Annotated in this window: 29 protein-coding genes; 17 read left to right on the top strand and 12 right to left on the bottom strand. The window is 65.7% G+C overall.

The window, feature by feature from the left end; translation table 11 throughout:
- From LXM94_RS09345 to LXM94_RS09335, 3 genes are all read right to left on the bottom strand, one after another.
- Positions 1 to 154: 3,4-dihydroxy-2-butanone-4-phosphate synthase (locus tag LXM94_RS09345; RefSeq protein ID WP_235770931.1), on the bottom strand; the 154-nt coding region annotated here is incomplete at its 3' end.
- A 10-nt stretch (positions 155 to 164) separates the two neighbouring features.
- Positions 165 to 1,262 (bottom strand): chorismate synthase, encoded by a 1,098-nt coding sequence (gene aroC, locus LXM94_RS09340; RefSeq protein ID WP_235770927.1) that lies wholly within the window; start codon positions 1,260 to 1,262, stop codon positions 165 to 167.
- Positions 1,263 to 1,395: 133 nt separating this feature from the next.
- Positions 1,396 to 4,989: a bifunctional diguanylate cyclase/phosphodiesterase gene (locus LXM94_RS09335; protein ID WP_235770926.1), complete on the bottom strand. Its 3,594-nt coding sequence runs from the start codon at positions 4,987 to 4,989 to the stop codon at positions 1,396 to 1,398.
- Between the two features lie 249 nt (positions 4,990 to 5,238).
- On the opposite strand from LXM94_RS09335, the gene LXM94_RS09330 reads away from it, so the two are divergent.
- Complete coding sequence (locus tag LXM94_RS09330; RefSeq protein ID WP_235770925.1) at positions 5,239 to 5,499, top strand: DUF1344 domain-containing protein; 261 nt, start codon at positions 5,239 to 5,241, stop codon at positions 5,497 to 5,499.
- 18 nt (positions 5,500 to 5,517) lie between these two features.
- On the opposite strand, the gene LXM94_RS09325 is transcribed toward LXM94_RS09330, so the two are convergent.
- The 4 genes from LXM94_RS09325 to LXM94_RS09310 form a co-directional block, all read right to left on the bottom strand.
- Positions 5,518 to 6,099, bottom strand: coding sequence for a histidine phosphatase family protein (locus tag LXM94_RS09325; RefSeq protein WP_235770924.1), 582 nt, complete (start codon positions 6,097 to 6,099; stop codon positions 5,518 to 5,520).
- Between the two features lie 22 nt (positions 6,100 to 6,121).
- The gene (gene fabI, locus LXM94_RS09320; protein ID WP_235770923.1) at positions 6,122 to 6,940 is read right to left on the bottom strand and encodes an enoyl-ACP reductase FabI; all 819 of its coding nucleotides are present in this window, start codon (positions 6,938 to 6,940) and stop codon (positions 6,122 to 6,124) included.
- A 121-nt stretch (positions 6,941 to 7,061) separates the two neighbouring features.
- Positions 7,062 to 8,132: a DnaJ domain-containing protein gene (locus LXM94_RS09315; protein WP_235770922.1), complete on the bottom strand. Its 1,071-nt coding sequence runs from the start codon at positions 8,130 to 8,132 to the stop codon at positions 7,062 to 7,064.
- A 146-nt stretch (positions 8,133 to 8,278) separates the two neighbouring features.
- A complete protein-coding gene (locus tag LXM94_RS09310) occupies positions 8,279 to 8,731 on the bottom strand; it encodes an RT0821/Lpp0805 family surface protein (RefSeq protein ID WP_235770921.1) in 453 nt (150 codons plus the stop codon).
- A gap of 46 nt (positions 8,732 to 8,777) precedes the next feature.
- On the opposite strand from LXM94_RS09310, the gene pdxH reads away from it, so the two are divergent.
- Positions 8,778 to 9,398, top strand: coding sequence for a pyridoxamine 5'-phosphate oxidase (gene pdxH / locus LXM94_RS09305; RefSeq protein ID WP_235770919.1), 621 nt, complete (start codon positions 8,778 to 8,780; stop codon positions 9,396 to 9,398).
- A 6-nt stretch (positions 9,399 to 9,404) separates the two neighbouring features.
- Here the strand turns inward: pdxH and LXM94_RS09300 are convergent, their stop codons facing one another.
- Positions 9,405 to 10,466, bottom strand: coding sequence for a polysaccharide deacetylase family protein (locus LXM94_RS09300; RefSeq protein WP_235770917.1), 1,062 nt, complete (start codon positions 10,464 to 10,466; stop codon positions 9,405 to 9,407).
- A gap of 176 nt (positions 10,467 to 10,642) precedes the next feature.
- On the opposite strand from LXM94_RS09300, the gene LXM94_RS09295 reads away from it, so the two are divergent.
- Complete coding sequence (locus tag LXM94_RS09295; protein WP_235770915.1) at positions 10,643 to 10,963, top strand: nucleoside triphosphate pyrophosphohydrolase family protein; 321 nt, start codon at positions 10,643 to 10,645, stop codon at positions 10,961 to 10,963.
- Positions 10,964 to 10,978: 15 nt separating this feature from the next.
- On the opposite strand, the gene tldD is transcribed toward LXM94_RS09295, so the two are convergent.
- On the bottom strand, positions 10,979 to 12,394 hold the full coding sequence (gene tldD, locus LXM94_RS09290; RefSeq protein ID WP_235770913.1) for a metalloprotease TldD: 1,416 nt from the start codon (positions 12,392 to 12,394) through the stop codon (positions 10,979 to 10,981).
- 67 nt (positions 12,395 to 12,461) lie between these two features.
- Complete coding sequence (locus LXM94_RS09285) at positions 12,462 to 12,992, bottom strand: invasion associated locus B family protein (RefSeq protein ID WP_235770911.1); 531 nt, start codon at positions 12,990 to 12,992, stop codon at positions 12,462 to 12,464.
- A gap of 397 nt (positions 12,993 to 13,389) precedes the next feature.
- Between LXM94_RS09285 and coxB the strand changes: the two genes are divergently transcribed.
- From coxB to rnhA, 12 genes are all read left to right on the top strand, one after another.
- Entirely contained in the window at positions 13,390 to 14,274 is an 885-nt protein-coding gene (coxB, locus tag LXM94_RS09280; RefSeq protein ID WP_235770910.1) for a cytochrome c oxidase subunit II, read from the top strand.
- Between the two features lie 19 nt (positions 14,275 to 14,293).
- Entirely contained in the window at positions 14,294 to 15,961 is a 1,668-nt protein-coding gene (gene ctaD / locus LXM94_RS09275; protein WP_235770908.1) for a cytochrome c oxidase subunit I, read from the top strand.
- A gap of 97 nt (positions 15,962 to 16,058) precedes the next feature.
- Entirely contained in the window at positions 16,059 to 16,994 is a 936-nt protein-coding gene (locus tag LXM94_RS09270) for a heme o synthase (RefSeq protein ID WP_235770906.1), read from the top strand.
- Between the two features lie 8 nt (positions 16,995 to 17,002).
- The gene (locus LXM94_RS09265; RefSeq protein WP_235770904.1) at positions 17,003 to 17,143 is read left to right on the top strand and encodes a hypothetical protein; all 141 of its coding nucleotides are present in this window, start codon (positions 17,003 to 17,005) and stop codon (positions 17,141 to 17,143) included.
- A 4-nt stretch (positions 17,144 to 17,147) separates the two neighbouring features.
- Entirely contained in the window at positions 17,148 to 17,750 is a 603-nt protein-coding gene (locus tag LXM94_RS09260) for a cytochrome c oxidase assembly protein (RefSeq protein WP_235770903.1), read from the top strand.
- A 58-nt stretch (positions 17,751 to 17,808) separates the two neighbouring features.
- Complete coding sequence (locus LXM94_RS09255; RefSeq protein ID WP_235770902.1) at positions 17,809 to 18,681, top strand: cytochrome c oxidase subunit 3; 873 nt, start codon at positions 17,809 to 17,811, stop codon at positions 18,679 to 18,681.
- A gap of 197 nt (positions 18,682 to 18,878) precedes the next feature.
- Positions 18,879 to 19,262, top strand: coding sequence for a DUF983 domain-containing protein (locus LXM94_RS09250; protein ID WP_235770901.1), 384 nt, complete (start codon positions 18,879 to 18,881; stop codon positions 19,260 to 19,262).
- Positions 19,231 to 19,998, top strand: a complete 768-nt coding sequence (locus LXM94_RS09245; protein WP_408015613.1) for an SURF1 family protein — start codon at positions 19,231 to 19,233, stop codon at positions 19,996 to 19,998. Before LXM94_RS09250 ends, LXM94_RS09245 begins: the two co-directional genes overlap by 32 nt.
- A gap of 175 nt (positions 19,999 to 20,173) precedes the next feature.
- A complete protein-coding gene (locus LXM94_RS09240; protein ID WP_235770900.1) occupies positions 20,174 to 20,539 on the top strand; it encodes a DUF1304 domain-containing protein in 366 nt (121 codons plus the stop codon).
- A gap of 1 nt (position 20,540) precedes the next feature.
- Positions 20,541 to 21,545, top strand: a complete 1,005-nt coding sequence (ispH, locus tag LXM94_RS09235; RefSeq protein ID WP_235770899.1) for a 4-hydroxy-3-methylbut-2-enyl diphosphate reductase — start codon at positions 20,541 to 20,543, stop codon at positions 21,543 to 21,545.
- A gap of 44 nt (positions 21,546 to 21,589) precedes the next feature.
- Positions 21,590 to 22,555, top strand: coding sequence for a homoserine kinase (locus LXM94_RS09230; RefSeq protein ID WP_235770898.1), 966 nt, complete (start codon positions 21,590 to 21,592; stop codon positions 22,553 to 22,555).
- Positions 22,552 to 23,004 carry a ribonuclease HI gene (gene rnhA / locus LXM94_RS09225; protein ID WP_235770897.1) on the top strand — a complete coding sequence of 151 codons (453 nt, stop codon included), beginning with the start codon at positions 22,552 to 22,554 and terminating at the stop codon, positions 23,002 to 23,004. The genes LXM94_RS09230 and rnhA overlap by 4 nt, the downstream gene beginning before the upstream one ends.
- 410 nt (positions 23,005 to 23,414) lie before the next feature.
- Here the strand turns inward: rnhA and LXM94_RS09220 are convergent, their stop codons facing one another.
- Together LXM94_RS09220 and LXM94_RS09215 are read right to left on the bottom strand one after the other, a co-directional pair.
- The gene (locus LXM94_RS09220) at positions 23,415 to 23,900 is read right to left on the bottom strand and encodes a peroxiredoxin (RefSeq protein WP_235770896.1); all 486 of its coding nucleotides are present in this window, start codon (positions 23,898 to 23,900) and stop codon (positions 23,415 to 23,417) included.
- A gap of 63 nt (positions 23,901 to 23,963) precedes the next feature.
- Complete coding sequence (locus LXM94_RS09215; protein WP_235770895.1) at positions 23,964 to 24,779, bottom strand: protein-disulfide reductase DsbD domain-containing protein; 816 nt, start codon at positions 24,777 to 24,779, stop codon at positions 23,964 to 23,966.
- 197 nt (positions 24,780 to 24,976) lie between these two features.
- Here LXM94_RS09215 and LXM94_RS09210 point away from each other — a divergent pair, with 197 nt between their 5' ends.
- Both LXM94_RS09210 and LXM94_RS09205 read left to right on the top strand, forming a co-directional pair.
- Entirely contained in the window at positions 24,977 to 25,570 is a 594-nt protein-coding gene (locus LXM94_RS09210; protein ID WP_408015612.1) for a YqgE/AlgH family protein, read from the top strand.
- 284 nt (positions 25,571 to 25,854) lie between these two features.
- Positions 25,855 to 26,907, top strand: a complete 1,053-nt coding sequence (locus tag LXM94_RS09205; protein ID WP_235770892.1) for a zinc-binding metallopeptidase family protein — start codon at positions 25,855 to 25,857, stop codon at positions 26,905 to 26,907.
- The last annotated feature ends 33 nt before the right edge of the window (positions 26,908 to 26,940 follow it).

The raw sequence follows: 26,940 nt of genomic DNA, 5'->3' as shown, positions 1-26,940 counted from the left end.
GCACGATGAAGGCCATCTTTTCCGGTGTGCAGTGGACCGCCGCGACGATGAGGTCGCCCTCGTTCTCGCGGCCGTCGTCGTCCATGACGACGACGATCTCGCCGGCCTCGAAGGCGCGGATGGCATCGACGACGCGCGTCTGGTCGTAGCTCATGGGTCTCTTCCTATTTCAGCCGGCCCGTCTGGCCGCGGTCGCGAAGATAGTGGTCGGCGATGGCGCAGGCGACCATGGCCTCGCCGATCGGCACGGCGCGGATGCCGACGCACGGGTCGTGCCGGCCCTTGGTGCGCACGTCGACATTGTTGCCGTCGGCGTCGATCGAGCGGCGCTCGGTCAGGATCGACGAGGTCGGCTTGATGGCGAAGCGGGCGACGACCGGCTGGCCGGTGGAGATGCCGCCGAGAATGCCGCCGGCATGGTTGGACAGGAAGATCGGATTGCCGTCATTGCCCATCCGCATTTCGTCGGCATTCTCCTCGCCGGAAATTTCGGCGGCGGCGAAACCGTTGCCGATCTCGACACCCTTCACGGCGTTGATCGACATGAGCAGCGAGGCGATCTCCTGGTCGAGCTTGCCATAGATCGGCGCGCCGATGCCGGCGGGCACACCCTCGGCAACGACCTCGACGACGGCGCCGACCGAGGACCCGGCCTTGCGGATGCCGTCGAGATAATCCTCCCAGACCGGGACCATCTTCGAGTCGGGGCAGAAGAAGGGATTGTTGCCGACCTCGTTCCAGTCCCAGTCGGCACGGTCGATCCGGTGCTTGCCGATCTGCACGAGCGCCGCGCGGACGCTGAGCCCCGGCACGACCTTGCGGGCAAGCCCGCCGGCGGCGACGCGCGCCGCCGTCTCGCGCGCCGAGGAGCGCCCGCCGCCGCGATAGTCGCGGATGCCGTATTTGACGTCGTAGGTATAGTCGGCATGGCCGGGCCGGTAGCGCTTGGCGATCTCGGAATAGTCCTTGGACCGCTGGTCGGTGTTCTCGATCATCATCGAGACCGGCGTTCCGGTGGTGATCATCGTCTCGCCGTCGTCGTCCATCATCACGCCGGAGAGCACCTTCACGAGGTCGTCCTCGCGGCGCTGCGTCACGAAGCGCGATTGGCCCGGCTTGCGCTTGTCGAGCCAGGCCTGGAGTTCGGCAAGCGTGAAGCGGATGCCGGGCGGGCAGCCGTCGACCACGCAGCCGAGTGCGATGCCGTGGCTTTCGCCCCAGGTCGTGACGCGGAAGAGGTGGCCGAAGGTATTGTGCGACATGGCATGGGTCCAGGCTCTGCCGGGCGCCGCGCCGGGCCGCCCGATTTCCGAAGTGCGGACCTCTCATAGAGCCGAATGCGGGAAAGTTGAAGGGCGCGCGACGCGAATTCGAAGGTCTGCACCGTCGCTGTCGTCAGGAGGCGAGTTTCAGCCGGCGCGCGAGGGCGAAGTCGAGAAACGCCTCGCGCGGCAGCGGCCGTGCGAAGGCATAGCCCTGAAGCAGGTCGCAGCCGAGCATCGAGAGCATTTCGGCATGCTGCATCGTCTCGACACCCTCGGCGACGATCCCGATGCCGAGCGACCGGCCGATCTCGATGATGGAGCGCACCAGCGCCTGCTCGTGGCGGGAGGCGAGGATCGGGGCGACGAGCTGCCGGTCGATCTTCAGCCGTTTCGGCTTCAGTTTCAGCAGGCTGACGATCGACGTGTGCCCGGTGCCGAAATCGTCGATCTCGATGTCGATTCCGAGTTCCTTGATGCGCTGGATGTTGTGCAGCACCAGATCATCCGTCTCGTCGAGGAAGATCGATTCGACGAGTTCGAAGACGAGTTGCCCCGGCGCGATCGACAGGCCGCAGAGGCTGTTGACAAGCGTCTCGTCGCGAAGCCGGCGCGCCGATACGTTTACCGATATCTTCGGCATGACGAGCCCCGCCGCGGCAAAACGGGCACTGTCGGCGAGCGCCTTTTCGAGCACGATGCGGTCGAGCGTGTCCATCACGTTCAGATCCTCGGCAATGCCGAGGAAGCGGTCCGGGGTCAGCAGCCCGTCGCGCGGATGGTTCCAGCGGATGAGCGCCTCGGCACCGGCGAGCCGGAGCGTCGTCGCGTCGATCTGCGGCTGGTAGAAGGGAACGAACTCGTCGTTCTCGATGCCGGCGAGGATGTCGTCGGCGATGCGCTTGTTGGAGACGATCTCGGCCTGCAGCGCGGCGGTGAAGAATTCGTGGCGGTTGCGGCCGAGTGCCTTGGCGCGGTAGAGCGCGATGTCGGCATTGACGAGCAGCTGGCGGGTGTCGAGGTTGCGGCCGCGGGCCGTGGCAATGCCGATGCTGACGCCGAAGCGGCAGGTCTGGCCGTTGTATTCGAGCGGCTGGCGCATCAGGGCGTTGATGCGCCCGGAGAGATCCGCCACGGCCTCCTTGTCGGACGTTTCCGTCAGCACGACGAATTCGTCGCCGCCGATACGGGCGACCAGGTCATCCCGACCGACGCATGTGCGCAGGATTTCCGAGGCATGGACGAGCAGCGCGTCGCCGGCCGCATGGCCGAGTGTGTCGTTGATCTGCTTGAAGCGGTCGAGGTCGATGTGGAGGATGGCGAGCCGGACGTCGTCCTCGCGGCTCCGCTCCGCCACATGGGAAAGCATGTCGTCGAGCTTGCGCCGGTTGGCAAGCCCCGTCAGCGGATCGTGCAGCGCGTTGTGTTCGATGCGGGTCTTGGCCTGTTCCAGCTCGACGTTCTTCGCGTCCGCGACCGCCTTGGCGGCGCGCAGCCGTTCGTTCATCGCGACATCGTCGGTGACGTCGAAGGCGATGCCGATCAGCTTGCGGTTTCCGGCACCGTCGCGGTGGACCTTGCCGACCGATCGTATGTGGCGCGTTTCCCCCTCGGGCAGCACGATCCTTGCCTGATGCACGTAGGGCAGGTCGTGCTCGACGCAGTGGTTGGCATCGTCCAGCGTGGCCTGCCGGTCATCCGGATGGATCGAGCCGAGCCAGGCTTCCTCCGTCACGTGGCCGTCCGTGAAGGCCAGGCCGTAGAGCTGGTGCATGCGCCGGTCCCAGTAGGTCCGGCCGGCCTCGAGGTCGGCCTCCCAAAGCCCGCAGCGGTAGGAATCGAGGGCGAGGTCCAGCCGATGGGTGGTGCGTTCCAGCTCGCGTTCCCGTTCGGAGAGGTCCTGAAGCGCGAGTTCGAGATCGGCATTCTGCTTTTCGGCCTGCTGCTTCGCCTCGCGCAGCTCGCGGTTCAGGATCGCGTCCTCCGTCACGTCGAAGGCGAGGCCGACGAGCTTGCGCCGACCGTCCGGCGTCACCTGCAGCTTTCCGACCGACTGGATGTGGCGGATCGTACCGTCGGGATGCACCACGCGGCTCCTGCGCTGGTACGGCTTGTTCTCCCGGATGCAGTCCCTGACATGGCTGGCGGCGAAGTCGCGGTCTTCCGGATGGATGGCGTCGAGCCAGGTCTGGTGATCGATGCGTTCGCCCGTGTAGGGCACGCCATAGAGCTGATGCATGCGCTCGTCCCAGAGCGTCAGCCCGTCGTCGAGATCGGCTTCCCAGAGACCGCAGCGATAGGCGTCGAGCGCGAGATCGAGACGCCGCGTCAGCTTTTCGAGTTCGGCATTCTGATGGTCCGACTGTTCCTTGGCCCTGGTCAGCCGGTCGTTGAGTTCGACGTCTTCGGTGACGTCGAGCGTGATGCCGGTGATCGTCTCCCGGCCGTCGACGCCGGTCAGGCGGGAGCCGACGTTGCGCAGATGGCGTACCGACCCGTCCGGCAGAACGGCGCGGTACTGGGACCAGTAGTGGTGCTGTCCCTCGAGCACATCGACCGTTTCGGCAAGCGCCCTGTCGCGATCGTCCGGATGGATGGTCTGCAGCCATTCGTCATTCGTCGGAATATGGTCCTCGGGCAGGCCATGGACGTGATACATGCGCTCGTCCCAGCTGCGCTGCCTGCCGGGCAGCGCGATTTCCCAGATGCCGACCTTGGAGGCCTCGAGCGCGAGATCGAGGCGCTGCGACAGCGACTGCACCTGGTTCTCCCGGGCGCGCAGCCGTGCGATGTTGCGCTGCCGCTCGCTGACGAGGCCGCCCATCAGCAGGATGGGCACGATGATCAGCACCGCGGCGGCGGCGATCAGCCGGCGCGCCTGCGTTCGGCTCTCGGCAGGCACCTGCCAGCCGTTGGTCGGAATGGCCGCGAGTTCCCAGACGGCCCCGGGCAGGCCGAGCGTCTTCAGGACGGGGGACTTGTTGAAGACGTCAGGGTCGCCGAAGAACGGGTCCTGCACATTGTCGGGAATGCTTGCATCTCGGATCGACAGCTGGATGTCCGAACCGCCCTTCCACTTGAGGCGGTTCGTGCCCTCGCCGGAGTCGATCAGGCCGGTCGCGATATAGAGCTTGCGTTCGTCGATGATCCCGTCGACATAACCCCAGATCTGGTGATGGTTGTCTGTCTTTCTGAAGACGGGGAGGAGCAGGTTGAAGCCGCGGCTGCCGTCGGGGAGCTGCACCGGGCCGACCATGACGGGGCGGCCGCGGGACCGGTGTTCCTGGGCTACGATCCGCTGTGAGCGGAAGCGGAAGAGATCGGATCCCACCAGCCGCTCGTTGCCCGCCAGTGGGTGGATCTGCTCGATCACGCCGCCGGGCGCGATGGCAAGGCGGTGGAACTGCGGGTTCTGCAGCAGCAGCCGGCGCGCGGACGGACCGAAGTCCGCTTCCGCGCCGGCGGAGCGAAGCGTGTAGCGGTTGGCAAGGCCGCGCATGGCGGTGACGCCGGCCTTGATCTCGCCGTGCAGGCGGGCGCTTACGAGGTTGAGGTCGTTCTCGACCTGGGCCTTGAGTTCGTTGAGGTGGAGGCGCTCCGTCTGGCGTTCGTAATAGTCCGCCGCCGTCACGATGACGCAGGCCGCGATCGCAGCCGGGAGAAGCGGCGGCTTCACCCAGTCCCAGAATGCGGCCAGGCGGCTGCGGAATTCGGTCGGCGATCCCAAGGCGGAGGTTCCTCGTACAACAGTGCGAGGTTAGAGATGTTTCATTAAAATTGCATTTATTCAGTTGTTGAAGCACGGGCGACGCGGGCGTGGAAAACGTTGCGGACGAGGCGCTTGCGCCCTTGCCGAGGCTCGCCTTTCACGCCATGGATTGGCGCACAGCAGACGGGAACAAGGCGAATTTCGCCATAATTCAGGAGCATGGCAGTGGCGAATGCAAGAAGTGATTCACGCACGAGGTTTTGTAGGATGCGTCTCCTGATCGCCGCGCTGCTGGCTTCCGCCAGCCTGTTTTCGCCGTTGCGCGCCCTTGCCGAGAGCGGGGACGTGGAAGCGGTCATCACCGGTATCGACACGAACGCGCTCAGCGTCTCGCTCGACGACGGCCAGAACTACCAGGCGCCGGAGGAGTTCAATTTCGAAGGCCTGGAACCGGGCGTGAAGGTGCTCGTCTTCTTTACCGAAGTCGACGGCAAGCGCGTCATCGACGATCTGGAAATCCTGCAATAGAGGCCGTGGAACGCCGCCTCAGAGCCACTCGCAGCCGCTGTCGTCGACCCGCAGGATGCGATCCTGATGGATCGGCGTCGTCGCCGCCTCTTCGCGCTCCGCGCCGAGCAGCTTGAACAGCGCCCGGAAGACGCCGCCGTGGCTGACGCAGACCATCGGCCGCGTCACGTCCTTGAGCCACGAACCGATGCGCCACGACAGGATCTCGTAGCTCTCCGCATTCTCGCCGGGCGGGATGAAGTCCCATTTCGCCCGTGCCCGCTCGCGGACCCGTTCCCGCGCGTGCATCTTGATCTCCGCCATGGTGTACCCTTCCCAGTCGCCGAAGGACACTTCGACGAGCCGGTCGTCCGTGCGGTAGTCGCGGGGTGGCAGGCCCATGGCGCCGCGGACGAGTTCCATCGTCTCGCGCGTGCGCCCGAGCGGGCTTGCGACGAAATCGAAGCGCTCACGGCTGCCGGCGAGCACGGCGCCGAGCGCGACGCCGTTCGCGCGGGCCTGGCCGCGGCCGAAATCGTTCATCGGTATGTCCCGCTGTCCCTGGAGACGCCCTTCGGCATTCCAGTCGGTTTGGCCGTGACGGATCATGTAGAGAAGCAACGGCCTGCCCCGGTATAAAGCGTCAGTCCTTGATGACGGAAATGTCCGGCGCGTCGACGGCCTTCATGCCGACGACGTGGTAGCCGCTGTCGGCGTGATGCACCTCGCCGGTCACCGAACGCGACAGGTCGGAGAGCATGTAGAGCCCGACGTCGCCGACCTCCTCGATGGTCACGGTGCGGCGCAGCGGAGCGTTGTACTCGTTCCACTTCAGAATGTAGCGGAAGTCGCCGATGCCGGAGGCTGCAAGCGTCTTGATTGGACCGGCCGAGATGGCGTTGACGCGGATGTTCTTCGGGCCGAGGTCCACGGCGAGATATTTGACGCTCGCCTCGAGTGCCGCCTTGGCGACGCCCATGACGTTGTAGTTCGGCATGACCTTCTCGGCGCCGTAATAGGTCAGCGTCAGCATGGAGCCGCCGTCCGTCATCAGCTTCTCGGCGCGGCGCGCGACCGAGGTGAAGGAATAGACGGAGATCTGCATCGTCTTGGCGAAGTTTTCCGGCGACGTGTCGATGTAGCGGCCGGTCAGCTCGTCCTTGTCGGAAAAGCCGATCGCATGCACGATGAAATCGATCTTGCCCCACATCTTTTCAACCGATTCGAAAACCGCGTCGATCGTGGACTCGTCGCTGACGTCGCAGTGGCCGGCGAGCACACCGCCGATTTCGGCGGCCAGCGGCTCGACGCGCTTCTTCAGCGCATCGCCCTGATAGGTCAGTGCAATTTCGCCACCCTGCGCGTGGATTGCCTTGGCGATACCCCAGGCGATCGAACGGTTGTTGGCGACGCCCATGATGACGCCGCGCTTGCCCTTCATCAGACCAGATGCCTGGACCATGGATACCCCCTGATACTTTTGTCGGATTGTGCCTATGGCATAGCCGGCTGTGCCGTTCAAGCTTGGCCCGGTTCAGGAACTGTTAGCACCCGTAACAATGGGTGCTCTTTTCACGAAAGCGTCACAAATAGAGGCCTTCGCGCTGATGGCGCATGAGGTCGATGACCTTCTGATCGGGCTTTTCCCAGAGCATCAGGCGAATCTCCGCCAGCAGGTCGCCGCGCCCGCCGGAGGCGTCATGAAGGCCGTGTCCCTCGATCCGCAGCACGTGGTCGGAGCCGGACCACTCGGGCACGACGACGGGGAGAACGCTGCCGTCGGGTCCCCTGACGGTGGTCTCGCAACCGAGGACGGCATTCTCGATGGTGATCGGCAGCGGCGTGCGCAGGTCGAAGCCTTCGACGCGGAAGTCGCCGGGCGCGATGCGGATCGTGACGATGGCGTCGCCGCGCTTCAGGTTCTGGATGCGGTGGCCCTGCTCGCGCAGTTGCACGACGTGGCCCTCCGTCATGCCGGGCTGAAGCTGCAGGCGGACCGTCTGCCCCTGTGCCTCGACCGTCTTCCAGGCCTTCGACAGGAGTTCGTCGACCGTGACGACGAGGTCGGCCACGAGGTCGGGCGCCTTTTCGGGCATCGTGCGCAGGCCGCGGATGCGCTTGATGATCGAGGATATGAGTTCGGCAGCGGGCGCACGGGCGCGCGCGGCGGCTTCGGCCTTCGTGCTGTCGCCCTCGAGCGCGCTGCCTGCGCGCGGCGGATCCTTCGCCTCGGGTTTCGGATCGGAGACGGCCGTGCGCGCCGGTTTCGCGCCGGCATCGCCGGCAACGGGTCTCGCCTCCGCGCCGAAGATGCGCGAGATCATCTCGTCGGCGGCATCGTCGGCCGGCTTCTGCTCGGCCGGCTCCGGCTTGCGGGCGCTTTGCTGCTGGCGCATCTGCTCCATGCGCCTGAGGTTCATTTCTCGGCGGATTTCGGCCTCGCGGTGAGCGCGGTCGAAATTGCCGCGCCGCTGCGGGTCGCGCAGCAGTTCATAGGCACGGCCGATCTCGGTGAAGCGCATCGTGGCGAAGGGGTCGTCCTGGTTCTGGTCGGGATGGAGCGCCTTGGCGAGCGAGCGCCAGGCGGTACGGATATCCTCCTGATCGGCGTCGCGCTTGACGCCCAGTACCGAATAAGGATCACGCATCAGCATTGGACCGCTCTTCCCGTCTGCCGGAGCCCGTGCTCCGATTCCCTCGTTCTTGCCGACGCGATGCGCGCGCAGGTCCGGCCATGGTGGCAGAAACCTCCTAACCGTTGGTTACGGCGCCGACGTGCAGCGTCATTCAGGAAGGAGGGTCAGCCCTGGCGGTCGAAGGTGGTCGTCAGCCAGTCGCCGTCCCGGGTCATGCAGGCCTTGCCCGTGAAATTGGCGATGCCCTTGTAGGAATGGAGCGTTGTCGCGAAGTCGCGGCACGTCCGGCCCGCCTCGTCGCGGTTCTCCACGATCCGGTTGATGACGCCGGCGCTTCCCGACGCGGTGTTGGCCCAGGGAATAGGCTTGCCGGCATTGAGCGCGAGGTCGGCGGAGGAGACGGCGTTGCGTACCGTCGCCTCGTCGGTGCGTTCCTCGATCTGGCCGGGAATGGTGCTGGTCTTGACGCTGCGGTCCACCTTGATGCCGGAGGCGAAATCGAGACCGCTGCCCATGCAGCCGGAAAGCAGCGTGCATGACAGGAGAAGGCCCGCGACGGACGGTCCGCGCAGGCACAATATCATTGTCTCGGAACGCGACTTTGCTATGACTTCCACTCCTGCCAGCCTTACTCGATAAAAACCAACGGCATTGGAAGCGATGATGAACGAGAATGCGTTAACAAGCGGTGACTTCACACAGGAAAACGAGCCCTATTCCCTGTTTGGCACATGGCTTGCCGAGGCGGAGAAGAGCGAGCCGAACGACCCGAACGCGCTCGCGCTGGCGACGGTCGACGAGAGCGGGATGCCGAATGTCCGCATGGTGCTTCTCAAGGGGTTCGACGAGAACGGCTTCGTTTTCTATACGAATTTCGAAAGCCGCAAGGGCACGGAAATCCTGTCGTCGCACAAGGCCGCCATGTGTTTCCACTGGAAGTCCCTGCGCCGGCAGGTGCGCGTGCGCGGCGACGTCGAGGTGGTGAGCGACGCGGAGGCGGACATCTATTATGCCTCGCGTCCGCGCGGCAGCCGCATCGGCGCCTGGGCGTCGAAGCAGTCGCGGCCGCTCGAAAGCCGGTTCGCGCTGGAAAAGGCGGTCGCCGAATATACGGCGCGCTATGCGATCGGCGACATCCCGCGCCCGCCGCACTGGTCCGGGTTCCGCATTCGTCCGGTGTCGATCGAGTTCTGGCACGACCGTCCCTTCCGCCTGCACGACCGGGTGGAATTCCGTCGCGCCGAGGGTGGCGGCGGCTGGACGAAGGTCAGGATGTATCCCTGACGCCGGTCAGCGCCGCATCAGGCGGAAGGGGATGCCCGAGGCAAGCGCCTCGACATATTTGCGCTTCTGATAGAGGCCGTTGAGGGAGATGCGCGGCAGGGCGGTCGGCCGGTCGAAGGACGCCTGCGACAGCGTGCCCGGCAGCGTCGTGACGGCGACGCGGAAGCCGAGCTCGGCAGCAAGCCTGTGCTCGCGCGGCGAGACCGCAGCATCGTCGCCGTAGGGATAGGCGAAGGTGTCGGGGCGGCGGCCGATCATCGCCTCGACGCGGTCGGCCGAGTCCCGCATCTCGCGGCGGGCCTCGTCGTCCGGCAGGCGGGCGAGCGCCCGGTGGCTGATCGTGTGGGCGCCGAGCGTCGCGAGCGGGTTGAGCGCCAGGCTCTTCAGCTCCGGCTCGCGCAGCACCAGCCGTTCCGTGATGAGGAGGGGATCGATGCCGTTGCGGGCGGCGATTTCGTCGAGGCGCGCGATGGCGGATGCCTCGTCGCTGCCGGCATGGACGAAGGCAGCGAAACGGTTGAACGCCGCCTGTTTCTGGAACGGCGAGGCGAGCGGCAGGACCACCGGGCCTGCCCCGAAGTCGAACTCGATATGCGCAAGGCCGCGCAGCAGCTCCGTCAGCGTCTCCCACCAGATGCTGTGCGTCCTGCAGGCAAAGCCGCCGGCGACGAAAACCGTGAAGGGCACCTTGTGCCTGGTGAAGACCGGCTGCGCGTGCAGGGCGTTGTTGCGGTAGCCGTCGTCGAGCGTGAAGGCGGCGAAGCGTTCTTCCGGCCGTGCGATCGCCATGCGGGCCGGCAGGTCGTGCAGCGCGACGAACTGGTAGCCTTCCTCGGCAAGATGCACGATCGCCTCGTCGAGGAAGGCGGGCGTGATCTCCAGATGGGCGTTCGGCTCGAAGGCCTGCACGGCCTTCGGCCGGACGTGGTGAAGCGTGAAGATGGCCCCGTTTCCCCGTGCCGACGTCATCAGCCCCGCGCGGCCGGCAAGCCGCGCGAATTCGAGCCCGCCGGTGATGACGGCGTGCCTGAGCCGCTGGCGGACGGCGCTGCGAAGAGTGGAGGGCATTGGGTCTCCGATTGCGGTTCCGATCGGCCCTTTATGCCGTCCGCATGGTATCCGGTTCGTTAACGCGCGGCCGCCCCGGTCCGTTTGCCTGCGCCGCCGGGCTGCCGGGGACGGGGCCGGCTATGGACCCGCGCCGGGAATCGTGGTTGTGTTTGCCGAACATAGGGAGAACAGGGATGATCCGGGCACTCGCCGAATCCTTCGAGGCCGCGTCGGCGCGCTACGCTGCGGAACGCGATATCGCGCGGGACGGCGACTGGTTTCTTTTGAAGCTGCAGGAGGAGGCGGGCGAACTGACCCAGGTCGCCAACCGTCTGTCGGGCCGATCGCCGGCGAAAGGGCATTCGCCGGAGGATCTGCGGCGGCTGCTCGCCGACGAGACGGCGGATCTCCTCGGCCATATCCTGCTGTTCGCGCGGCACCACGATGTCGATCTTGCGGCGGCGATCGAGCGGAAGTGGCGGTTCCGGCCGACGAACGGTCCCCGCTTGCCGTAGATTCCGCGACCGTTCTCAGGCCCTGGTGCCGCCGACTGTGATCTGGTCCATCCGGAGATGCGGCTGGCCGACGCCGACGGGCACCCACTGGCCGGCCTTGCCGCAATTGCCGATGCCGGTATCGAGCTTCGTGTCGTTGCCGATCATCGTCACGCGCTTCATCGCGTCCGGCCCGTTGCCGATCAGCATGGCGCCCTTGACCGGAGCGCCGACCTTGCCGTCCTCGATGAGATAGGCCTCGGTGCAGCCGAAGACGAATTTCCCCGATGTGATGTCGACCTGGCCGCCGCCGAAGGAGACGGCATAGATGCCCTTCTTCACCGATGCGATGATTTCCTCCGGCGTCCGGTCGCCGGAGAGCATGTAGGTGTTGGTCATGCGCGGCATCGGGCGATGGGCGTAGCCCTGGCGGCGGCCGTTGCCGGTCGCCTTCATGCCCATCAGGCGGGCGTTCTGGCGGTCCTGCATGTAGCCGACCAGCCTGCCGTCCTCGATGAGGACGTTGTGGGCCGACGGCGTTCCCTCGTCGTCGACGGTGATCGAGCCGCGGCGGTCGTCGATCGTGCCGTCGTCGACGACGGTGACGCCCTTTGCCGCGACCTGCTCGCCGAGCAGCCCGGCGAAGGCGGAGGTCTTCTTGCGGTTGAAGTCGCCTTCCAGGCCGTGGCCGACCGCCTCGTGCAGCATCACGCCCGGCCAGCCGGAGGCGAGCACCACGTCCATCGTGCCGGCCGGCGCCTCGACGGCTTCGAGGTTGACGAGCGCCTGGCGCAGCGCCTCGTCGGCGCCGAACCGCCAGCTTTCCTCCGTCAGGAAGTCGCCGAAGCTCGTGCGCCCGCCCATGCCGTAGGAGCCGGTCTCCTGCCGGTCGCCGTCGCCGACGACGACGGAGACGTTGATCCGGGTCATCGGCCGCACGTCGCTGACGCGGTGGCCGTCGGCGCGCAGGATGTTGACGACCTGCCAGCTCGCCGCGACGCTTGCCGTCACCTGACGGACCTTCGGGTCCTTGGCGCGCAGATAGGCGTCGATCCCGGTGAGCAGCTTGACCTTCTCCTCGAAGGTCGGGCTGCCGATCGGGTTTTCGGCGCCATAGAGCCTGCGGTTGGTGCCCTGCGGCGGCTCGGCATAGCTGCCGGCATGGCCGTGCGAGACGGCGGAGGCAGCGTCGCCGGCACGCTTCAGCGCCGCGAGCGTCATCTCGCCGGAATGGGCATAGCCGACCGCTTCGCCGGCGACGGCCCTGAGGCCGAAGCCCTGGTCGGTGTTGAAGCTGCCGCCCTTGATGCGGCCGTTGTCGAAGGACAGCGATTCCGCCTGCGCGTGTTCAAGGAAGAGTTCGCCGTCGTCGGCGTTTTTCAGCGTCTCCCGAAGCACCGCCTGCACGGACGCCTCGTCGGCGTCGAAGAGGGAGAGAAGGTCGGTGTTCATGGGAGCTCCGCACGCGATTTGAGTTCGGGGATCATGTAAGGCCCCCGGTCGCGGGCGGCAAGCCCGCTCACGGCAGCGTGTCGTAGCCTTCGCCGAAGCCCTTGAGGTCGACCGGGATGCCGATGCCTTCCTCCGGCGACTGGAAGACGATGAAAGTGGCGGTGGCGCCGGAGCGGAAGGTCTTCAGCAACTCTTCCTCGAGCACGACCTCGGCGTAGCAGCCGTCGGAGAAGCACCGCACGAAATAGGCGCGGCCGATGTCCTTGCCGTCGACGTTGAGGCCGAGGCCGTTCGGCAGCAGCACGCCGAGGGGGGCGAGAACACGCAGGATCTTCGCCTTGCGGTCCGCGGTCTTCAGCACGACGACCGAAAGGCCGACTTCGGGCCTGTCCTCGGCGATGACGTTCTGCATCAGCGCGCATTGTTCGGCGGAGGCGCCCGCCGGCTGGTCGCAGACGATCGACCAGGCGCCATGGTTCGACTTGACCGTACCGGGCTGCTGGGCTGCGGCGATGGCCGGAAGCGAACCGGCCGCGACCACGAGGACGGCAAGGCTGCGGACCGCTTTTGCCGGCCAGGGGAGGGAACCGAAACCCATGAATACCTCAAAGACTCGAATCAGACAGGCTATTCTTGAAGAGCGCCGCCGGAAATGAAAAGACCTGACGGTGGATTTCCAGTGCTTCACGGCGGAAATAGGACCGGAAGCGCGACAAGCGCATTGCTTGCCGCGGCAGCGGCCGGAACGAGCGCGGGCAGCGGGCCGGCTTGGGCAGTCCGCCCTGCCTTCCGCCTTTCGTTGCGGCGTCCGGTGCTGTAAGGATAGTGGAAAAAATCGCCCGGTCCGCCGCAGTCTTGCTTTTGCGCAAAAATGCCGCACGGGCTTTCCTCCGTGGCGGTTGCGGCGAGCCGGAAACTGTGATTTTAAGCGAGCGGTATAGCAGGGATTCTGCGTTTCCGTTTGATCCCAGTCAAACGCATCGGGGAGATACGTTGTGAAAAACAAAGCTTTTGCAGGTCTGGCCGCTCTCGGCTGTCTGCTCTTTGCTTCGGGCGCCTGGGCGGACCAGCCGCTCGAATGGCAGAAGGGGCTTCAGCCCGCTGCCACCTCCATCATGGAGGAGATCCGCTGGTTCGAGCAGTACACCCTCTGGTTCATCGTCCCGATCACGCTCTTCGTCCTGCTTCTTCTCATCATCGTCGTCGTCAAGTTCCGCGAAGGCGCCAACCCGGTGCCGTCGAAGACGAGCCACAACACGGCGATCGAAGTCGTCTGGACCGTTGGTCCGGTCGTCATCCTTCTCTTCCTCGCGATTCCCTCCTTCCAGCTGCTGACCAAGCAGCTCGCGCCCACCGAGGAGCCGGAACTGACGGTGAAGGCGACGGGCTATCAGTGGTACTGGGGTTATGAATACCAGGTCGGTGAAAGCCCGCTCGCCTTCGACAGCCTGCTGCTGCAGGACGGCGATCGCGCCGCCGCCGGCAAGGACGACAAGGCCGTCTATCCCCGTCTGCTCGCCGTCGACAATGAAGTCGTCGTCCCCGTCGGCAAGCACGTCCGCCTGCTCGTCACGGCAGCCGACGTGATCCACGCCTTCGCGATGCCGTCCTTCGGCGTGAAGATCGACGCCATTCCGGGCCGCCTCAACGAGACCTGGTTCAAGGCCGACCGCGAAGGCCTGTTCTACGGCCAGTGTTCCGAGCTCTGCGGCAAGGATCACGCCTATATGCCGATCGCGATCCGCGTCGTTTCGCAGGAGAAGTTCGATTCGTGGCTTTCCGCCGCGGCGACCGACCTCGGTGCGGCCAACAAGGCTCTGATCGCGTCGGTCGACGGCGCGACCAAGTCGGTCGACGTCGCCGAAAACGCCGCGCAGTAAATCCCGAGGAGTGAGATCCATGGCCGGAACAACCGCTACCCACGGCGATCATCACGATCACCACGAACACAAGCCGCTCTCCTTCTTCCAGCGCTGGTTCCTTTCGACGAACCACAAGGACATCGGCACGCTCTACCTGATCTTCGCGATCGTCGCCGGCATCGTCGGCGGCACGCTGTCGGTCTTCATGCGCGCCGAGTTGCAGGAGCCGGGCATCCAGATCTTCCACGGCCTGGCCTCGATGGTCTACGGCATGGAGGGCGACGCCGCGCTCGACGGCGGCAAGCACATGTTCAACGTCTTCACGACGGCGCACGCGCTGATCATGATCTTCTTCATGGTCATGCCGGCGCTGATCGGCGGTTTCGCCAACTGGATGGTGCCGATCATGATCGGCGCGCCGGACATGGCCTTCCCGCGCATGAACAACATCTCCTTCTGGCTGGTCGTGCCGGCCTTCCTGCTGGTGCTGCTCTCGATGTTCGTCGAGGGGCCGGCAGGCGCCTATGGCGTCGGCGGCGGCTGGACGATCTATCCGCCGCTGTCGACATCCGGACAGCCCGGGCCCGCGATGGACTTCGCCATTCTCGGCCTGCACATCGCCGGTGCCTCGTCGATCCTCGGTGCGATTAACTTCATCACGACGATCCTCAACATGCGCGCGCCGGGCATGACGCTGCACAAGATGCCGCTCTTCGCCTGGTCGGTGCTGATCACCGCCTTCCTGCTTCTCCTGTCGCTGCCGGTCCTGGCGGGTGCCATCACCATGCTGCTGACCGACCGCAATTTCGGCACGGCCTTCTTCGCGCCGGAAAACGGCGGTGACCCGATCCTCTTCCAGCACCTGTTCTGGTTCTTCGGCCACCCCGAGGTCTACATCCTGATCCTGCCGGGTTTCGGCATCATCAGCCACATCGTCTCGACCTTCTCGCGCAAGCCGATCTTCGGCTATCTCGGCATGGCCTATGCCATGGTGGCGATCGGCGCCGTCGGCTTCATCGTGTGGGCGCACCACATGTATACGGTCGGCATGTCGCTCGACACGCAGCGCTACTTCGTCTTCGCGACGATGGTCATCGCGGTTCCGACGGGCGTGAAGATCTTCTCGTGGATTGCCACGATGTGGGGCGGCTCGATCCGCTTCACGACGCCGATGGTCTGGGCGATCGGCTTCATCTTCCTGTTCACGGTCGGCGGTGTCACGGGCGTGCAACTCGCAAACGCCGGCCTCGACCGGGCGCTGCACGACACCTACTACGTGGTTGCCCACTTCCACTACGTGCTGTCGCTCGGCGCCGTCTTCGCGATCTTCGCGGCCTGGTACTACTGGTTCCCGAAGATGACCGGCTACATGTATTCGGAATTCCTCGGCAAGCTGCACTTCTGGGTGATGTTCGTCGGCGTGAACCTCGTGTTCTTCCCGCAGCATTTCCTCGGCCTTGCCGGCATGCCGCGCCGCTATATCGACTATCCGGATGCGTTCGCCGGCTGGAACTACGTGTCCTCGATCGGCTCCTACATTTCGGCTGTCGGCGTTCTCATCTTCCTCTTCGGCCTCTTCGAGGCCTTCGCGAAGAAGCGCGTCGCCGGCGACAACCCGTGGGGCGAGGGTGCGAACACGCTGGAATGGCAGCTTTCCTCGCCGCCGCCGTTCCACCAGTGGGAGCAGCTTCCGCGGATCAAGTAGGATCCAGGAACCATAGAGAGGCCGCCAGCTTGGCGGCCTCGCCAATCGGACGGGCACCTGCCCGCCGGGAGCGGCCGAACGGCCCGGGACGACGGTTATGGCAGTCTTCGATCACAATGAAGCGGTTGAGCGGACGGGCGAGGTCTACCTCTCCGAAGCGTCGCCGCGCGATTATTTCGAGCTCCTGAAGCCGCGCGTCATGTCGCTTGTCGTCTTCACCGCGCTCGCCGGCCTCGTGCTCGCGCCCGGCCATATCAACCCGCTGATCGGCTTCATCGCGATCCTCTGTATCGCCGTGGGCGCCGGAGCCTCCGGTGCCCTGAACATGTGGTACGACGCCGACATCGACGCCGTCATGTCGCGCACGGCGAGCCGGCCGATCCCGTCGGGCCGCATCCGGCCGGAAGAGGCGCTCGCCTTCGGCCTGACGCTTTCCGCCTTCTCGGTCGTGATCCTCGGCCTCGTCGTCAACTGGCTCTCCGCCGGGCTTCTCGCCTTCACCATCTTCTTCTACGTGGTCGTCTACACGATGTGGCTGAAGCGCTCGACGCCGCAGAACATCGTCATCGGCGGTGCGGCGGGCGCCTTCCCGCCGATGATCGGCTGGGCCTGCGTCACGGGCGGCGTCTCGATCGAGAGCATCGTGCTCTTCCTCATCACCTTCCTCTGGACGCCGGCGCATTTCTGGGCGCTGGCGCTCTTCAAGATGCGCGACTATGGCGCAGTCGGCGTCCCCATGCTGCCGAACGTGGCCGGCGAGGCGACCACCAAGGTCCAGATCGTCATCTATGCGGTGCTGACCGCGGTGATCGCCGTGGTTCCCGCCGTGCTCGGCTTCGCGAGCCTCTGGTACGGGCTCTTCGCCGCGGCGCTCGGCCTCGGGTTCGTCTGGTATTCCATCGGTGTGCTGCGCATGCCGGAAGCCGACCGCGCCATGGTGCCGGCCAAGAAGCTCTTCGCCTTTTCGATCCTTTACCTTTTCGCCGTCTTCTTAGCGCTGATCGGCGATCACCTGATCGCCAAGCTGCTGTGAGGGAGCCGATGGAAACCGTAACGCTCAACGACAGGCAGAAGAAGTCGCGCCGGGGCCGGAACATCGCGCTCGCGCTGACGCTTGGCGGCCTCGTCGTGTTGTTCTACATCGTCACGCTGGTGAAATTCGCCGGCGGCATGGTGGAGTAGGCCGATGAGCGATGCCCCGCAGACCAACGGCAAGCTCGGCAACGGCACGATCGTTGCGGCCTGTCTGACCTTCGTCGTGGCGATGGTCGGCATGGCCTATGCCGCCGTGCCGCTCTACGAGATGTTCTGCAAGGTGACCGGCTACGGCGGCACGACGCAGCGCGTCGAGCAGATGTCGGACGTGGTGCTCGACCGCACGGTCAAGGTACGCTTCGATGCCAATACCGCGCCGGGCCTGCCCTGGCAGTTCGAACCCGTCCAGCGCGAAGTGGAACTGAAGATCGGCGAGACCGTGCAGGTCATGTACCGCGCCCGCAACCTTTCGACGCGCGATACGAAGGGCCAGGCGACCTTCAACGTCACGCCGCAGTCCGCCGGCGCCTATTTCAACAAGGTCCAGTGTTTCTGCTTCACGGAGACGATGCTGAAACCCGGCGAGGAGATGCTCATGCCGGTCGTCTTCTTCGTCGATCCGGCGATCGTCGAGCCGGTCGAGACGAAGAACATCCACACGCTCACGCTTTCCTACACCTTCTATCCGCACGAGGGCACGAAACCCGTTGCTGCCGTGTCGGACGAGGCGGGGAAGGCCGCAAACAAGCTTTGATCAGACAGGCGTTTCCGGCTATGTCGGGAACGACGCGATACATTCGGGGATAAGTCACATGGCCGATGCGCATCAGAAGAACCACGACTACCACATCATCGACCCGAGCCCGTGGCCGCTGCTTGCCGCGATCGGCGCCTTCATCTTGGCGATCGGCGGCATCGTCTACATGCGCTACCTCGCCGGCAGCTCGCTGAAGATCTTCGGCCTGGAGCTCGCCAATCCGTGGATCTTCGTCATCGGCCTGGTGATCACGCTCTACACCATGTACGCCTGGTGGGCCGATACGGTGAAGGAAGCGCACGAGGGACACCACACCCGCGTCGTGTCGCTGCACCTGCGCTACGGCATGATCATGTTCATCGCCTCGGAAGTGATGTTCTTCGTCGCCTGGTTCTGGGCGTTCTTCGATGCGAGCCTCTTTGCCGGCGAAGCCATCCAGGCAGCGCGCACCGAGTTCACCGGTGGCCAGTGGCCGCCGAAGGGCATCGAGGTGCTCGATCCCTGGCACCTGCCGCTCTACAACACCGTCATCCTGCTGCTCTCCGGCACCTGTGTCACCTGGGCGCACCATGCGCTGCTGCACGGCGACCGCAGGGGTCTCGTCCAGGGGCTGACGCTGACCGTTCTGCTCGGCGCGCTGTTCTCCTTCGTGCAGGGCTACGAATACGCTCACGCACCGTTCGCCTTCAAGGATTCGATCTACGGCGCGACCTTCTTCATGGCGACCGGCTTCCACGGTTTCCACGTGCTCGTCGGCACGATCTTCCTGACCGTCTGCCTCGTGCGCGCGCTCGGTGGCGATTTCACGCCGAAGCAGCATTTCGGCTTCGAGGCGGCGGCCTGGTACTGGCACTTCGTCGACGTGGTCTGGCTGTTCCTGTTCTTCTCCATCTACATCTGGGGTGGCTGGGGCGCACCGGTCCACTGAGCCCCGGGCTTTCTTGGATCCCGCATTCCGGCGGCCGCAGCAATGCGGCCGCCTTTCGTTGCGGGGCAGGTCGGGCGACGCGCCGGCGAACCGCGCCCTTTGCCGCAGTCGGCGCATTGGACATGGCGCATGCGAGGCGCTACCTACAGCGGAACGAGCGCTGCCGCAGAGGCACCGCCAGGTACCGGGAGCATCCGATGAACGAGGACAAGGCACTCTACCCGCCCGTCGAGCCGATTGGCGCCGGCATCAAGGGCTGTTGCCCGCGCTGCGGCCAGGGAAAGCTGTTCGATGGATTTTTGAAGGTCAAGCCGCGCTGTGCCGGCTGCGGCCTCGACTATTCCTTTGCCGATTCCGGCGACGGCCCCGTCGTTTTCGTTATCCTGATCGTCGGCTTCATCGTTGTCGGCGCGGCGCTCTGGATGGAGGTGAACGTCAATCCGCCGCTCTGGGTTCACTTCATCCTATGGATCCCGCTTGCGGTCCTCTTCAGTCTGGCGCTTACCCGCATTCTGAAGGGCGTGCTGATCACGCTGCAATACCGCAACAGTGCGCGGCCGGGCGAGATCGACCGTGGCTGACGTCGCGGAACGGCAGGAATCGTCACATCCGGTTGGCCGCATACTCGCGGCACTCGGCATCGCGCTTGTCTTCGCCATTCTGCTGTCGCTCGGCACCTGGCAGGTCCAGCGCCTCCACTGGAAGGAGACGCTGATCGCCGACATCGCCGAACGGCGCGTCGCGACGCCGGTGCCACTGGCCGAAATCGAGGCGATGAAGGCTGCGGGCGGCGACATCGAATATCGCCCCGTTGCCGTGACGGGCACCTTCCTCAACAATCGCGAACGGCATTTCTTCGCCACCTGGAACGGCGTCACCGGCTACCACGTCTACACGCCGCTCGCGCTCGCGGACGGCCGTGTCCTCTTCGTCAACCGCGGTTTCGTCCCCTATGAGAACAAGGAGCCGGAGATGCGCAAGCAGGGCCAGCTCACCGGCCCGCAGACCGTAACCGGGCTGGCGCGCGACCGGCTTTCCGGCAAGCCGTCCTGGCTGGTGCCGGACAACGATCCGGCGCGCAACATCTTCTACTGGAAGGACATCGACCAGATGGCGGCGAGCGACGGTTTCGATTCGTCCCGCGTCGTGCCCTTCTTCGTCGACGCCGACGCGACCGCCAATCCGAACGGACTTCCGATCGGCGGCGTCACGCAGTTCGACCTGCCGAACAGCCACCTTCAATATGCTGTGACCTGGTACGGCCTTGCGCTGGCCCTTGCCGGCGTACTGATAGCTTTTCGTTTCAGAACCGAATAAGGGGGAGGAACACTCCTTGGCGGAGACAGGCGACCTTCGCATGACCGCAGAGAACGCTGCGCAACGGCCGGCCGGCCCCCGGTGGCAAACGGCGCGCCGGAGCCTTTCAACGGGCGGGTTTTGTGCTAAACCGGCCGAAAGCCGGCGATAGGCCGGACAGGACGAAACGAGACAGATGACCGCGATCGCCAACACCCTCGTCTTGCTGACGGCCCTCCTGCATGCGGGTTTCCTCTATCTGGAGATGTTCCTGTGGACGACGCCGCGGGGCCGCGCCATCTTCTGCATGGACGAGGAGAAGGCTGCGGCGACCGCGACGCTTGCCGCCAACCAGGGCCTCTACAACGGCTTCCTGGCGCTCGGTCTGGTGTGGGGGCTGCTGCACCCGGACCCGCTGTTTTCTTTCCAGCTCAAAGTGTTCTTCCTGCTCTGCGTCGTGGCGGCCGCGGCCTACGGCGCCCATACGGTGAGCCGCCGCATCCTCTATGTGCAGGGCGCGCCCGCCATGCTGGCCATGCTCTTCGTCGCGCTGAGCTACTGACATGAACGCCATGGTCAAAGCGCCGCTCACCATCCGCCTCTGCGGCCCGCGCGGCTTCTGCGCCGGCGTCGACCGGGCGATCCAGATCGTCGTGCTGGCGCTGAAGGCCTATGGCGCGCCGGTCTATGTCCGCCACGAGATCGTGCACAACCGCTACGTCGTCGAGGGGCTGGAGGCCAAGGGCGCGATCTTCGTCGAGGAGCTGGACGAGATCCCGGAGGAGCACCGTGCCCAGCCGGTGGTCTTCTCGGCCCATGGCGTGCCGAAATCCGTGCCGGCCGACGCGCAGGCGCGCAACCTCTTCTATCTCGATGCCACCTGTCCGCTTGTCTCCAAGGTCCACAAGCAGGCGATGCGCCACCAGCGGCTCGGCCGCCATGTCGTGCTGATCGGCCATGCCGGCCATCCGGAAGTGATCGGTACGATGGGACAGTTGCCGGAAGGCTCCGTCTCCCTGGTCGAGACCGTGGACGATGCCGCGGTCTATGCGCCGGCGGACCCCGACAATCTCGGCTTCGTGACGCAGACGACCCTGTCGGTCGACGATACCGCGGGCGTCATCGCCAAGCTGCAGGAGCGCTTTCCCAACCTGACGGCGCCGGCCGCCGATTCGATCTGCTATGCGACGACCAACCGCCAGGAGGCGGTGAAGCAGGCGGCCCCCGGCTGCGACCTCTTCCTTGTCGTCGGAGCGCCTAACTCCTCGAATTCCAAGCGCCTCGTCGAGGTGGCCCTGCGCGCCGGCGCGACGCAGTCGATCCTGGTCCAGCGCGCGTCGGAAATCGACTGGGACGCGCTCGGCGATATCCGTACGGTGGGGCTCTCGGCGGGGGCATCGGCGCCGGAGGTCATCGTCAACGAGATCATCGAGGCCTTCCGGGCCCGCTACGCGGCGACCGTGGAGCTGGCCGACACGGTCGAGGAGAACGAGAATTTCCTCGTCAACCGCGAGCTGCGTAATATTGCCCTGACGCCGGCCGACATGGCCTTCGTCAACGGAGATTGATTGACGGACCCCGGCGCGCCCGCGTCTTATTCGAGTGAACGATTTTGGCAGTCTATACCGATATTTCCGAGGACGATCTCGCCCGCTTCCTGACCGCCTATGACGCGGGCACGCTGCTGTCCTACAAGGGCATCGCCGAGGGCGTCGAGAACTCCAACTTCCTGCTGCACACGACCGCCGGCAGCTTCATCCTGACGCTCTACGAGAAGCGGGTCGACCGCGACGACCTGCCGTTCTTCCTCGGCCTGATGCACCATCTGGCCGAAAAGGGGCTTTCCTGCCCGCTGCCGCTGCCGCGCAAGGACAACGCGCTGCTCGGTGAACTCTCCGGCCGGCCGGCGGCGATCATCACCTTCCTCGAGGGCATGTGGCTTCGCAAGCCGGCGGCGAAACATTGCCGCGAGGTCGGCCGGGCGCTGGCCGCGATGCATGTGGCGGGCGAGGGCTTTGCGCTGACGCGCAGAAACGCGCTGTCGGTCGACGGCTGGCGGCCGCTCTGGGAGAGGTCCGAGGCGCGGGCCGACGAGGTGGAGGCCGGCCTGCAGGCGGAGATCGGGGCCGAACTCGCCCTGCTGGAAGACCGCTGGCCGATGGCGCTGCCGGCCGGCGTCATCCATGCGGACCTCTTCCCGGACAACGTCTTCTTCATCGGCGACCGGCTGTCCGGCCTCATCGACTTCTATTTCGCCTGCAACGACCTGCTGGCCTACGACGTCGCCGTCTGCCTGAACGCCTGGTGCTTCGAGAAGGACGGCTCCTTCAACCTGACGAAGGGCATGGCGCTGCTCGCCGGCTATGAAAGCATCCGGCCGCTCTCCGATGCCGAGGCCGCCGCCCTGCCGGTCCTGTCGCGCGGCGCGGCGCTGCGCTTCTTCCTGACCCGGCTCTACGACTGGCTGATGACGCCGCCGGGCGCGCTGGTGGTCAAGAAGGACCCGCTCGAATATCTGCGCAAGCTGCGCTTCCACAGGCAGGTGGCCAACGCCGCCGAATACGGGCTTTCGCGATGAAACATGTCGATATCTTCACCGACGGGGCCTGCTCCGGCAATCCCGGCCCCGGCGGCTGGGGCGCGGTGCTGCGCTACGGGGAGACCGAGAAGGAGCTTTTCGGCGGCGAGGCGCAGACGACCAACAACCGCATGGAGCTCTTGGCCGCGATCACGGCGCTGAGCGCGCTGCGGGCGCCCTGCGAGGTCGACCTCTACACCGACTCGAAATACGTCATGGACGGCATCGAGAAGTGGATCCACGGCTGGAAGCGGAACGGCTGGAAGACCGCCGACAGGAAGCCGGTGAAGAACGGCGAGCTGTGGCAGGCGCTCGACGAGGTGCGCGGCCGCCACAAGGTGACGCTGCACTGGGTCAAGGGCCATGCGGGCCACCCGGAGAACGAACGCGCCGACGAGCTCGCGCGCAAGGGCATGGAGCCGTTCAAGGGGCGACCGGCGAGAGCATAGCCAGATCGGCGCGGCATGGTGAGCGTGATGCCGGCCCTACCAATGACGTGCGTTTCGACACCTGCCTTTTCGGGGCGGTTCTCATGACCGAAGATGTTGGAAGGCAGGGGATCGGTATGGCTATCATGTTCGCCGCCCTTGATGGCTCGGGAGGCAGAGCCGCCCGGTCTCCACACCTGACCCGACCGCACCCCAGGCTCTGCGATTGATCGCCGTGTAGGGTAAGGCGGTTGATCGCGGACCGCGTTTCGGGGGCCGGCCGGCCCTGTTTGGGTTTGCGCCAGGGGCCGTCGTCCATCGGTTGCCGGTCCTCGTCGTCTCTGCGGCAACGCACATCAAAAATGCCCGGACGACATGCCCGGGCATCGGTGGTTCGTCAGACGGGATGACGTTTCGGTCGACCTGGCTATTCAGAGCTGCCCGATCATTGCCGCGGCTGCCGAGACGGTGGCCTGGCCGGGGCTTTCCTCGACGTTCAGCGTCTTTACGACGCCGTCCTCGACAAGCATCGAATAGCGCTTGGAGCGGATGCCGAGCGTGCCGGCGGAGAGGTCGGCATCCATGCCGATTGCCTTGGTGAAGGCGGCGTCCCAGTCGGCGAGGAAGCGCAGCTTGCCGGCGCCGCCGGTATGGGTGGCCCAGGCGCCCATCACGTGGTGGTCGTTGACCGACAGCACCATGATGTCGTCGACGCCCTTGGCAAGGATCGCGTCGCGGTTTTCCAGATAGCCCGGCAGGTGGTTGAGCGAGCAGGTGGGCGTGAAGGCACCCGGCACCGCGAAGAGCACGACGCGCCTGCCCTGGAAAAGGTCGTCGGTCGAGACCTCCGCCGGCCCGTCCGGCGTGCGTTCCTTGATCGTCAGCGATGGCAGCTTGTCTCCGACGGCGATTGTCACGGTTCCTGTCTCCCTTCGTTGGGCAGTGCGCCCGGTCGCGTTCGGCCGGACTATAGGCGATGATCAATCCAAGGCAAGCGGCGTTTCGATCGCCGTGTCGCCGCTTTCCGCCGTGAAGAGGATCGTGGCGGCGGGGAGGTCGAGCGCCTTCGGTTTGTGGACGAGCGGTATGCGCGCCGTGTAGCCGCCGTCTGCGGCGATCGTCACGACCGCGGCGCCGAACTGCAGCCCGCCGTCGCCCGAGGCGAAGGCCTCCGGCAGGTGTCCGCCGGCCGGTGCGATGAATGTCACCGAGAGATGCTGCTGCTGCGCATCCCAGGACGCGGCCGTCACGCGGAAGGCTCCGCCGGCGGCCGCGGGCAACCGCGCCTCGGCCTGCTCGACCGCCGCCACGTCCAGCGGGTTCGCAAAGCTCTCCCCGCCGGCATCGGCCGTCAGGTTCGCCTGGAGCGGGATGCAGATCTCCTTGCAGATGCCGAGGAAGACCGATGCCGTCACCGCCTGCGAACCGCCCGACGACCGGAGCGCCAGCGGCAGTCCCACGGACCGGTCATAGCCGACATAACGCGTCGTACCGTCGTCGAAGCGCTTCGGCAGCGGAAAGCCGATCTTTTCCAGCGTGACGCCGGCGGCATCCGGCAGGGCGATTTCCGGCGGAATGCCGCTTTCGCCGGGATCGCGCCAGTAGGTCTTCCAGCCGGGCAGGAGCCTGATGTCGAGAAGGCCGCGGATGTTTCCCTCGGCATCGGCCGGCAGGGTGACGAGACGGACGCGCCCGCCCTGGCTCTCCACCCATTGCGACGCCGCGGCGCCGGCATCCCGGGGGGCGACGATGCCGACGAGGCAGAGAAGAAGGAGACTGAGAACGGAAAACTTCATGCACATCTCTCGGCGGCCCCACGGCCGCATTTCAACGAATTCTGCACCCGCCCGTCCGCAAGCGGTTGATCGGAAACGATCCCGCTTTAGCTCCAAAGAAGGGCGGCAATCGGACCACGCGTAATTTACCCGAAAGGCGGATTCGACGCTTTTCATTTGCCCGTGAATTGGTAGGCTGTGCAATTATGGTCATTCCCATGCTGCGGCACAATCGCGAACGCGGATTTCTTGACGGCCAGTTCCTGGTCGCCATGCCGGGCATGCTCGACAAGAATTTCGAGCGCACGGTCGTCTATATCTGCGCCCATTCCGATGACGGCGCGATGGGCTTCGTCATCAACCGGCCGCAGCCCCTGAGCTTCTCCGACGTGCTCCTTCACCTGCAGCTGCTCGACGAGGGTGAGGTCATCCGCCTGCCGGGCGACACCCGCGATTTTCCGATCCGCAGCGGCGGCCCGGTGGAGAGCGGACGCGGCTTCGTGCTGCACTCCGACGACTACATGTCGGAATCCAGCATTCCCGTCAGCGACGACATCTGCCTGACGGCGACGCTCGACATCGTGCGCGCCATCTCGCGCGGCCGGGGGCCGCGCCGCGGCCTGATGATGCTCGGCTATGCCGGCTGGGGCGCGGGTCAGCTCGAAGGCGAGATCGGCGCCAACGGCTGGCTGACCTGCCCGGCCGAGGAGGACATGATCTTCGACATGCGGCTCGAGGACAAGTATGACCGCGTGCTCGCCCATATGGGCATTTCGCCGGCCATGCTGTCCAGCGAGGCCGGCCACGCCTGACCGGCATTCTCCCGAGACCCAAGGAACAAGTCACGGCGGCGCCCGTTTCCGGCCCGCATGAAGGATCGTGCGGTCGAACGAAAGAGCCGTGCGATGGGCGGCATCGCTGACAAGGTCAAGGGCAGGACCCGGAAGGCGGCCGGCAAGGCCAAGGACGCGGTCGAGGGTGCCGTCGGCCGTCTCTGAATGCCACATCTATAGCCCGCCGCCGGTTTGTGGCGGCGGGAAATCAAGCGTCCGTGCGGCTTGCCGCCGCCGGGCGCTTCTTCCGGCTGGGGAACCCGATGAAGCTTTTTCGCTGCGCCAATTGCGACCAGACGATCCACTTCGACAACAGGCAGTGCATACGGTGCGGCGCCATGCTCGGTTTCCGGGCCGACGACGTCGCGCTGCATGCGCTCGTGCCCGTCGGCGGCGACCGGTGGCAGGTGACCGGCGACGGCCCGCAGGACTATCGCTTCTGCCACAACGCGGCGATCGACGTCTGCAACTGGCTGGTGCCTGCAGAGGGCGCCGAAACGCTCTGCGTCGCCTGCCGCCACAACCGCATCGTGCCGATGACGGACCCGCAGGGCCGGGAGCGCTGGCGGCGCATCTGCCAGGCCCAGCGCCATCTCTTCTACTCGCTGCTGCGCTGGAACCTGCCGCGTCCGACGCGCGCCGAGCAGCCGGAGGGCGGTCTCGTCTTCGACTTCCTCGCCGACGAGGTCGATGCCAACGGCGCCATCGTGCCGGCGATGACCGGCCACGAGGATGGCCTCATCAGCCTGCGTGCCGCCGAGGCCGACGACGTCGTGCGGGAAGGCGTAAGGGTTTCCATGAACGAGCCGTACCGCTCGCTGCTCGGCCATTTCCGCCACGAGATCGGTCATTTCTACTGGACGCAGCTCGTGCGCGACGAGGCGACCCTCGCCGAGGCGCGCAGGCTTTTCGGCGACGAGCGGGAGGACTATGCGACAGCCCTGCAGCGCAACTACGAGCAGGGCCCGCCGCCCGACTGGCGGCAGCATTTCATCAGCACCTATGCGAGCTGCCATCCGGCGGAGGACTTCGCCGAGTGCTGGGCGCATTTCTTCCATATCGTCGACACGCTGGAGACGGCCCGCGCCTTCGGCCTCAACACGGACCCGAAGGGCCACGAGGAGCTGGAAGCCGAGGTGACCTTCGATCCCTATCGCGCACCCGATGCCGGCAGGCTGGTCGAGGCCTGGGTGCCGCTCAGCGTCGTCATGAACGCCATTCAGCGCTCCATGGGACAGCCGGACAGTTATCCCTTCGTGCTGCCGCCGCCGGTCGTCGCCAAGCTCGACTTCATCAACCGTATGGTTCTTCTTTGAAGCGGGATCGACCTGCGGTATAATAGCGACGTG

Source organism: Rhizobium alarense (genome assembly GCF_021555155.1).
GTDB lineage: Bacteria > Pseudomonadota > Alphaproteobacteria > Rhizobiales > Rhizobiaceae > Rhizobium_D > Rhizobium_D alarense.
The sequence above is the reverse complement of the archived record's forward strand: the minus strand, read 5'-3'. Positions and strand labels throughout refer to the sequence as shown.

What these genes read in the sequence shown, in the direction of transcription:
- LXM94_RS09265 (WP_235770904.1), top strand. Translation starts at nt 17,003, where the DNA reads ATGGAAACCGTAACGCTCAACGACAGGCAGAAGAAGTCGCGCCGGGGC.
- LXM94_RS09330 (WP_235770925.1), top strand. Translation starts at nt 5,239, where the DNA reads ATGCGTCTCCTGATCGCCGCGCTGCTGGCTTCCGCCAGCCTGTTTTCG.
- LXM94_RS09315 (WP_235770922.1), bottom strand. Translation starts at nt 8,132, where the DNA reads ATGCTGATGCGTGATCCTTATTCGGTACTGGGCGTCAAGCGCGACGCC.
- rnhA (WP_235770897.1), top strand. Translation starts at nt 22,552, where the DNA reads ATGAAACATGTCGATATCTTCACCGACGGGGCCTGCTCCGGCAATCCC.
- tldD (WP_235770913.1), bottom strand. Translation starts at nt 12,394, where the DNA reads ATGAACACCGACCTTCTCTCCCTCTTCGACGCCGACGAGGCGTCCGTG.
- ispH (WP_235770899.1), top strand. Translation starts at nt 20,541, where the DNA reads ATGAACGCCATGGTCAAAGCGCCGCTCACCATCCGCCTCTGCGGCCCG.
- LXM94_RS09300 (WP_235770917.1), bottom strand. Translation starts at nt 10,466, where the DNA reads ATGCCCTCCACTCTTCGCAGCGCCGTCCGCCAGCGGCTCAGGCACGCC.
- LXM94_RS09260 (WP_235770903.1), top strand. Translation starts at nt 17,148, where the DNA reads ATGAGCGATGCCCCGCAGACCAACGGCAAGCTCGGCAACGGCACGATC.
- ctaD (WP_235770908.1), top strand. Translation starts at nt 14,294, where the DNA reads ATGGCCGGAACAACCGCTACCCACGGCGATCATCACGATCACCACGAA.
- LXM94_RS09295 (WP_235770915.1), top strand. Translation starts at nt 10,643, where the DNA reads ATGATCCGGGCACTCGCCGAATCCTTCGAGGCCGCGTCGGCGCGCTAC.
- LXM94_RS09250 (WP_235770901.1), top strand. Translation starts at nt 18,879, where the DNA reads ATGAACGAGGACAAGGCACTCTACCCGCCCGTCGAGCCGATTGGCGCC.
- LXM94_RS09270 (WP_235770906.1), top strand. Translation starts at nt 16,059, where the DNA reads ATGGCAGTCTTCGATCACAATGAAGCGGTTGAGCGGACGGGCGAGGTC.
- LXM94_RS09240 (WP_235770900.1), top strand. Translation starts at nt 20,174, where the DNA reads ATGACCGCGATCGCCAACACCCTCGTCTTGCTGACGGCCCTCCTGCAT.
- LXM94_RS09255 (WP_235770902.1), top strand. Translation starts at nt 17,809, where the DNA reads ATGGCCGATGCGCATCAGAAGAACCACGACTACCACATCATCGACCCG.
- aroC (WP_235770927.1), bottom strand. Translation starts at nt 1,262, where the DNA reads ATGTCGCACAATACCTTCGGCCACCTCTTCCGCGTCACGACCTGGGGC.
- LXM94_RS09205 (WP_235770892.1), top strand. Translation starts at nt 25,855, where the DNA reads ATGAAGCTTTTTCGCTGCGCCAATTGCGACCAGACGATCCACTTCGAC.
- fabI (WP_235770923.1), bottom strand. Translation starts at nt 6,940, where the DNA reads ATGGTCCAGGCATCTGGTCTGATGAAGGGCAAGCGCGGCGTCATCATG.
- LXM94_RS09210 (WP_408015612.1), top strand. Translation starts at nt 24,977, where the DNA reads ATGCTGCGGCACAATCGCGAACGCGGATTTCTTGACGGCCAGTTCCTG.
- pdxH (WP_235770919.1), top strand. Translation starts at nt 8,778, where the DNA reads ATGAACGAGAATGCGTTAACAAGCGGTGACTTCACACAGGAAAACGAG.
- LXM94_RS09285 (WP_235770911.1), bottom strand. Translation starts at nt 12,992, where the DNA reads ATGGGTTTCGGTTCCCTCCCCTGGCCGGCAAAAGCGGTCCGCAGCCTT.
- LXM94_RS09215 (WP_235770895.1), bottom strand. Translation starts at nt 24,779, where the DNA reads ATGAAGTTTTCCGTTCTCAGTCTCCTTCTTCTCTGCCTCGTCGGCATC.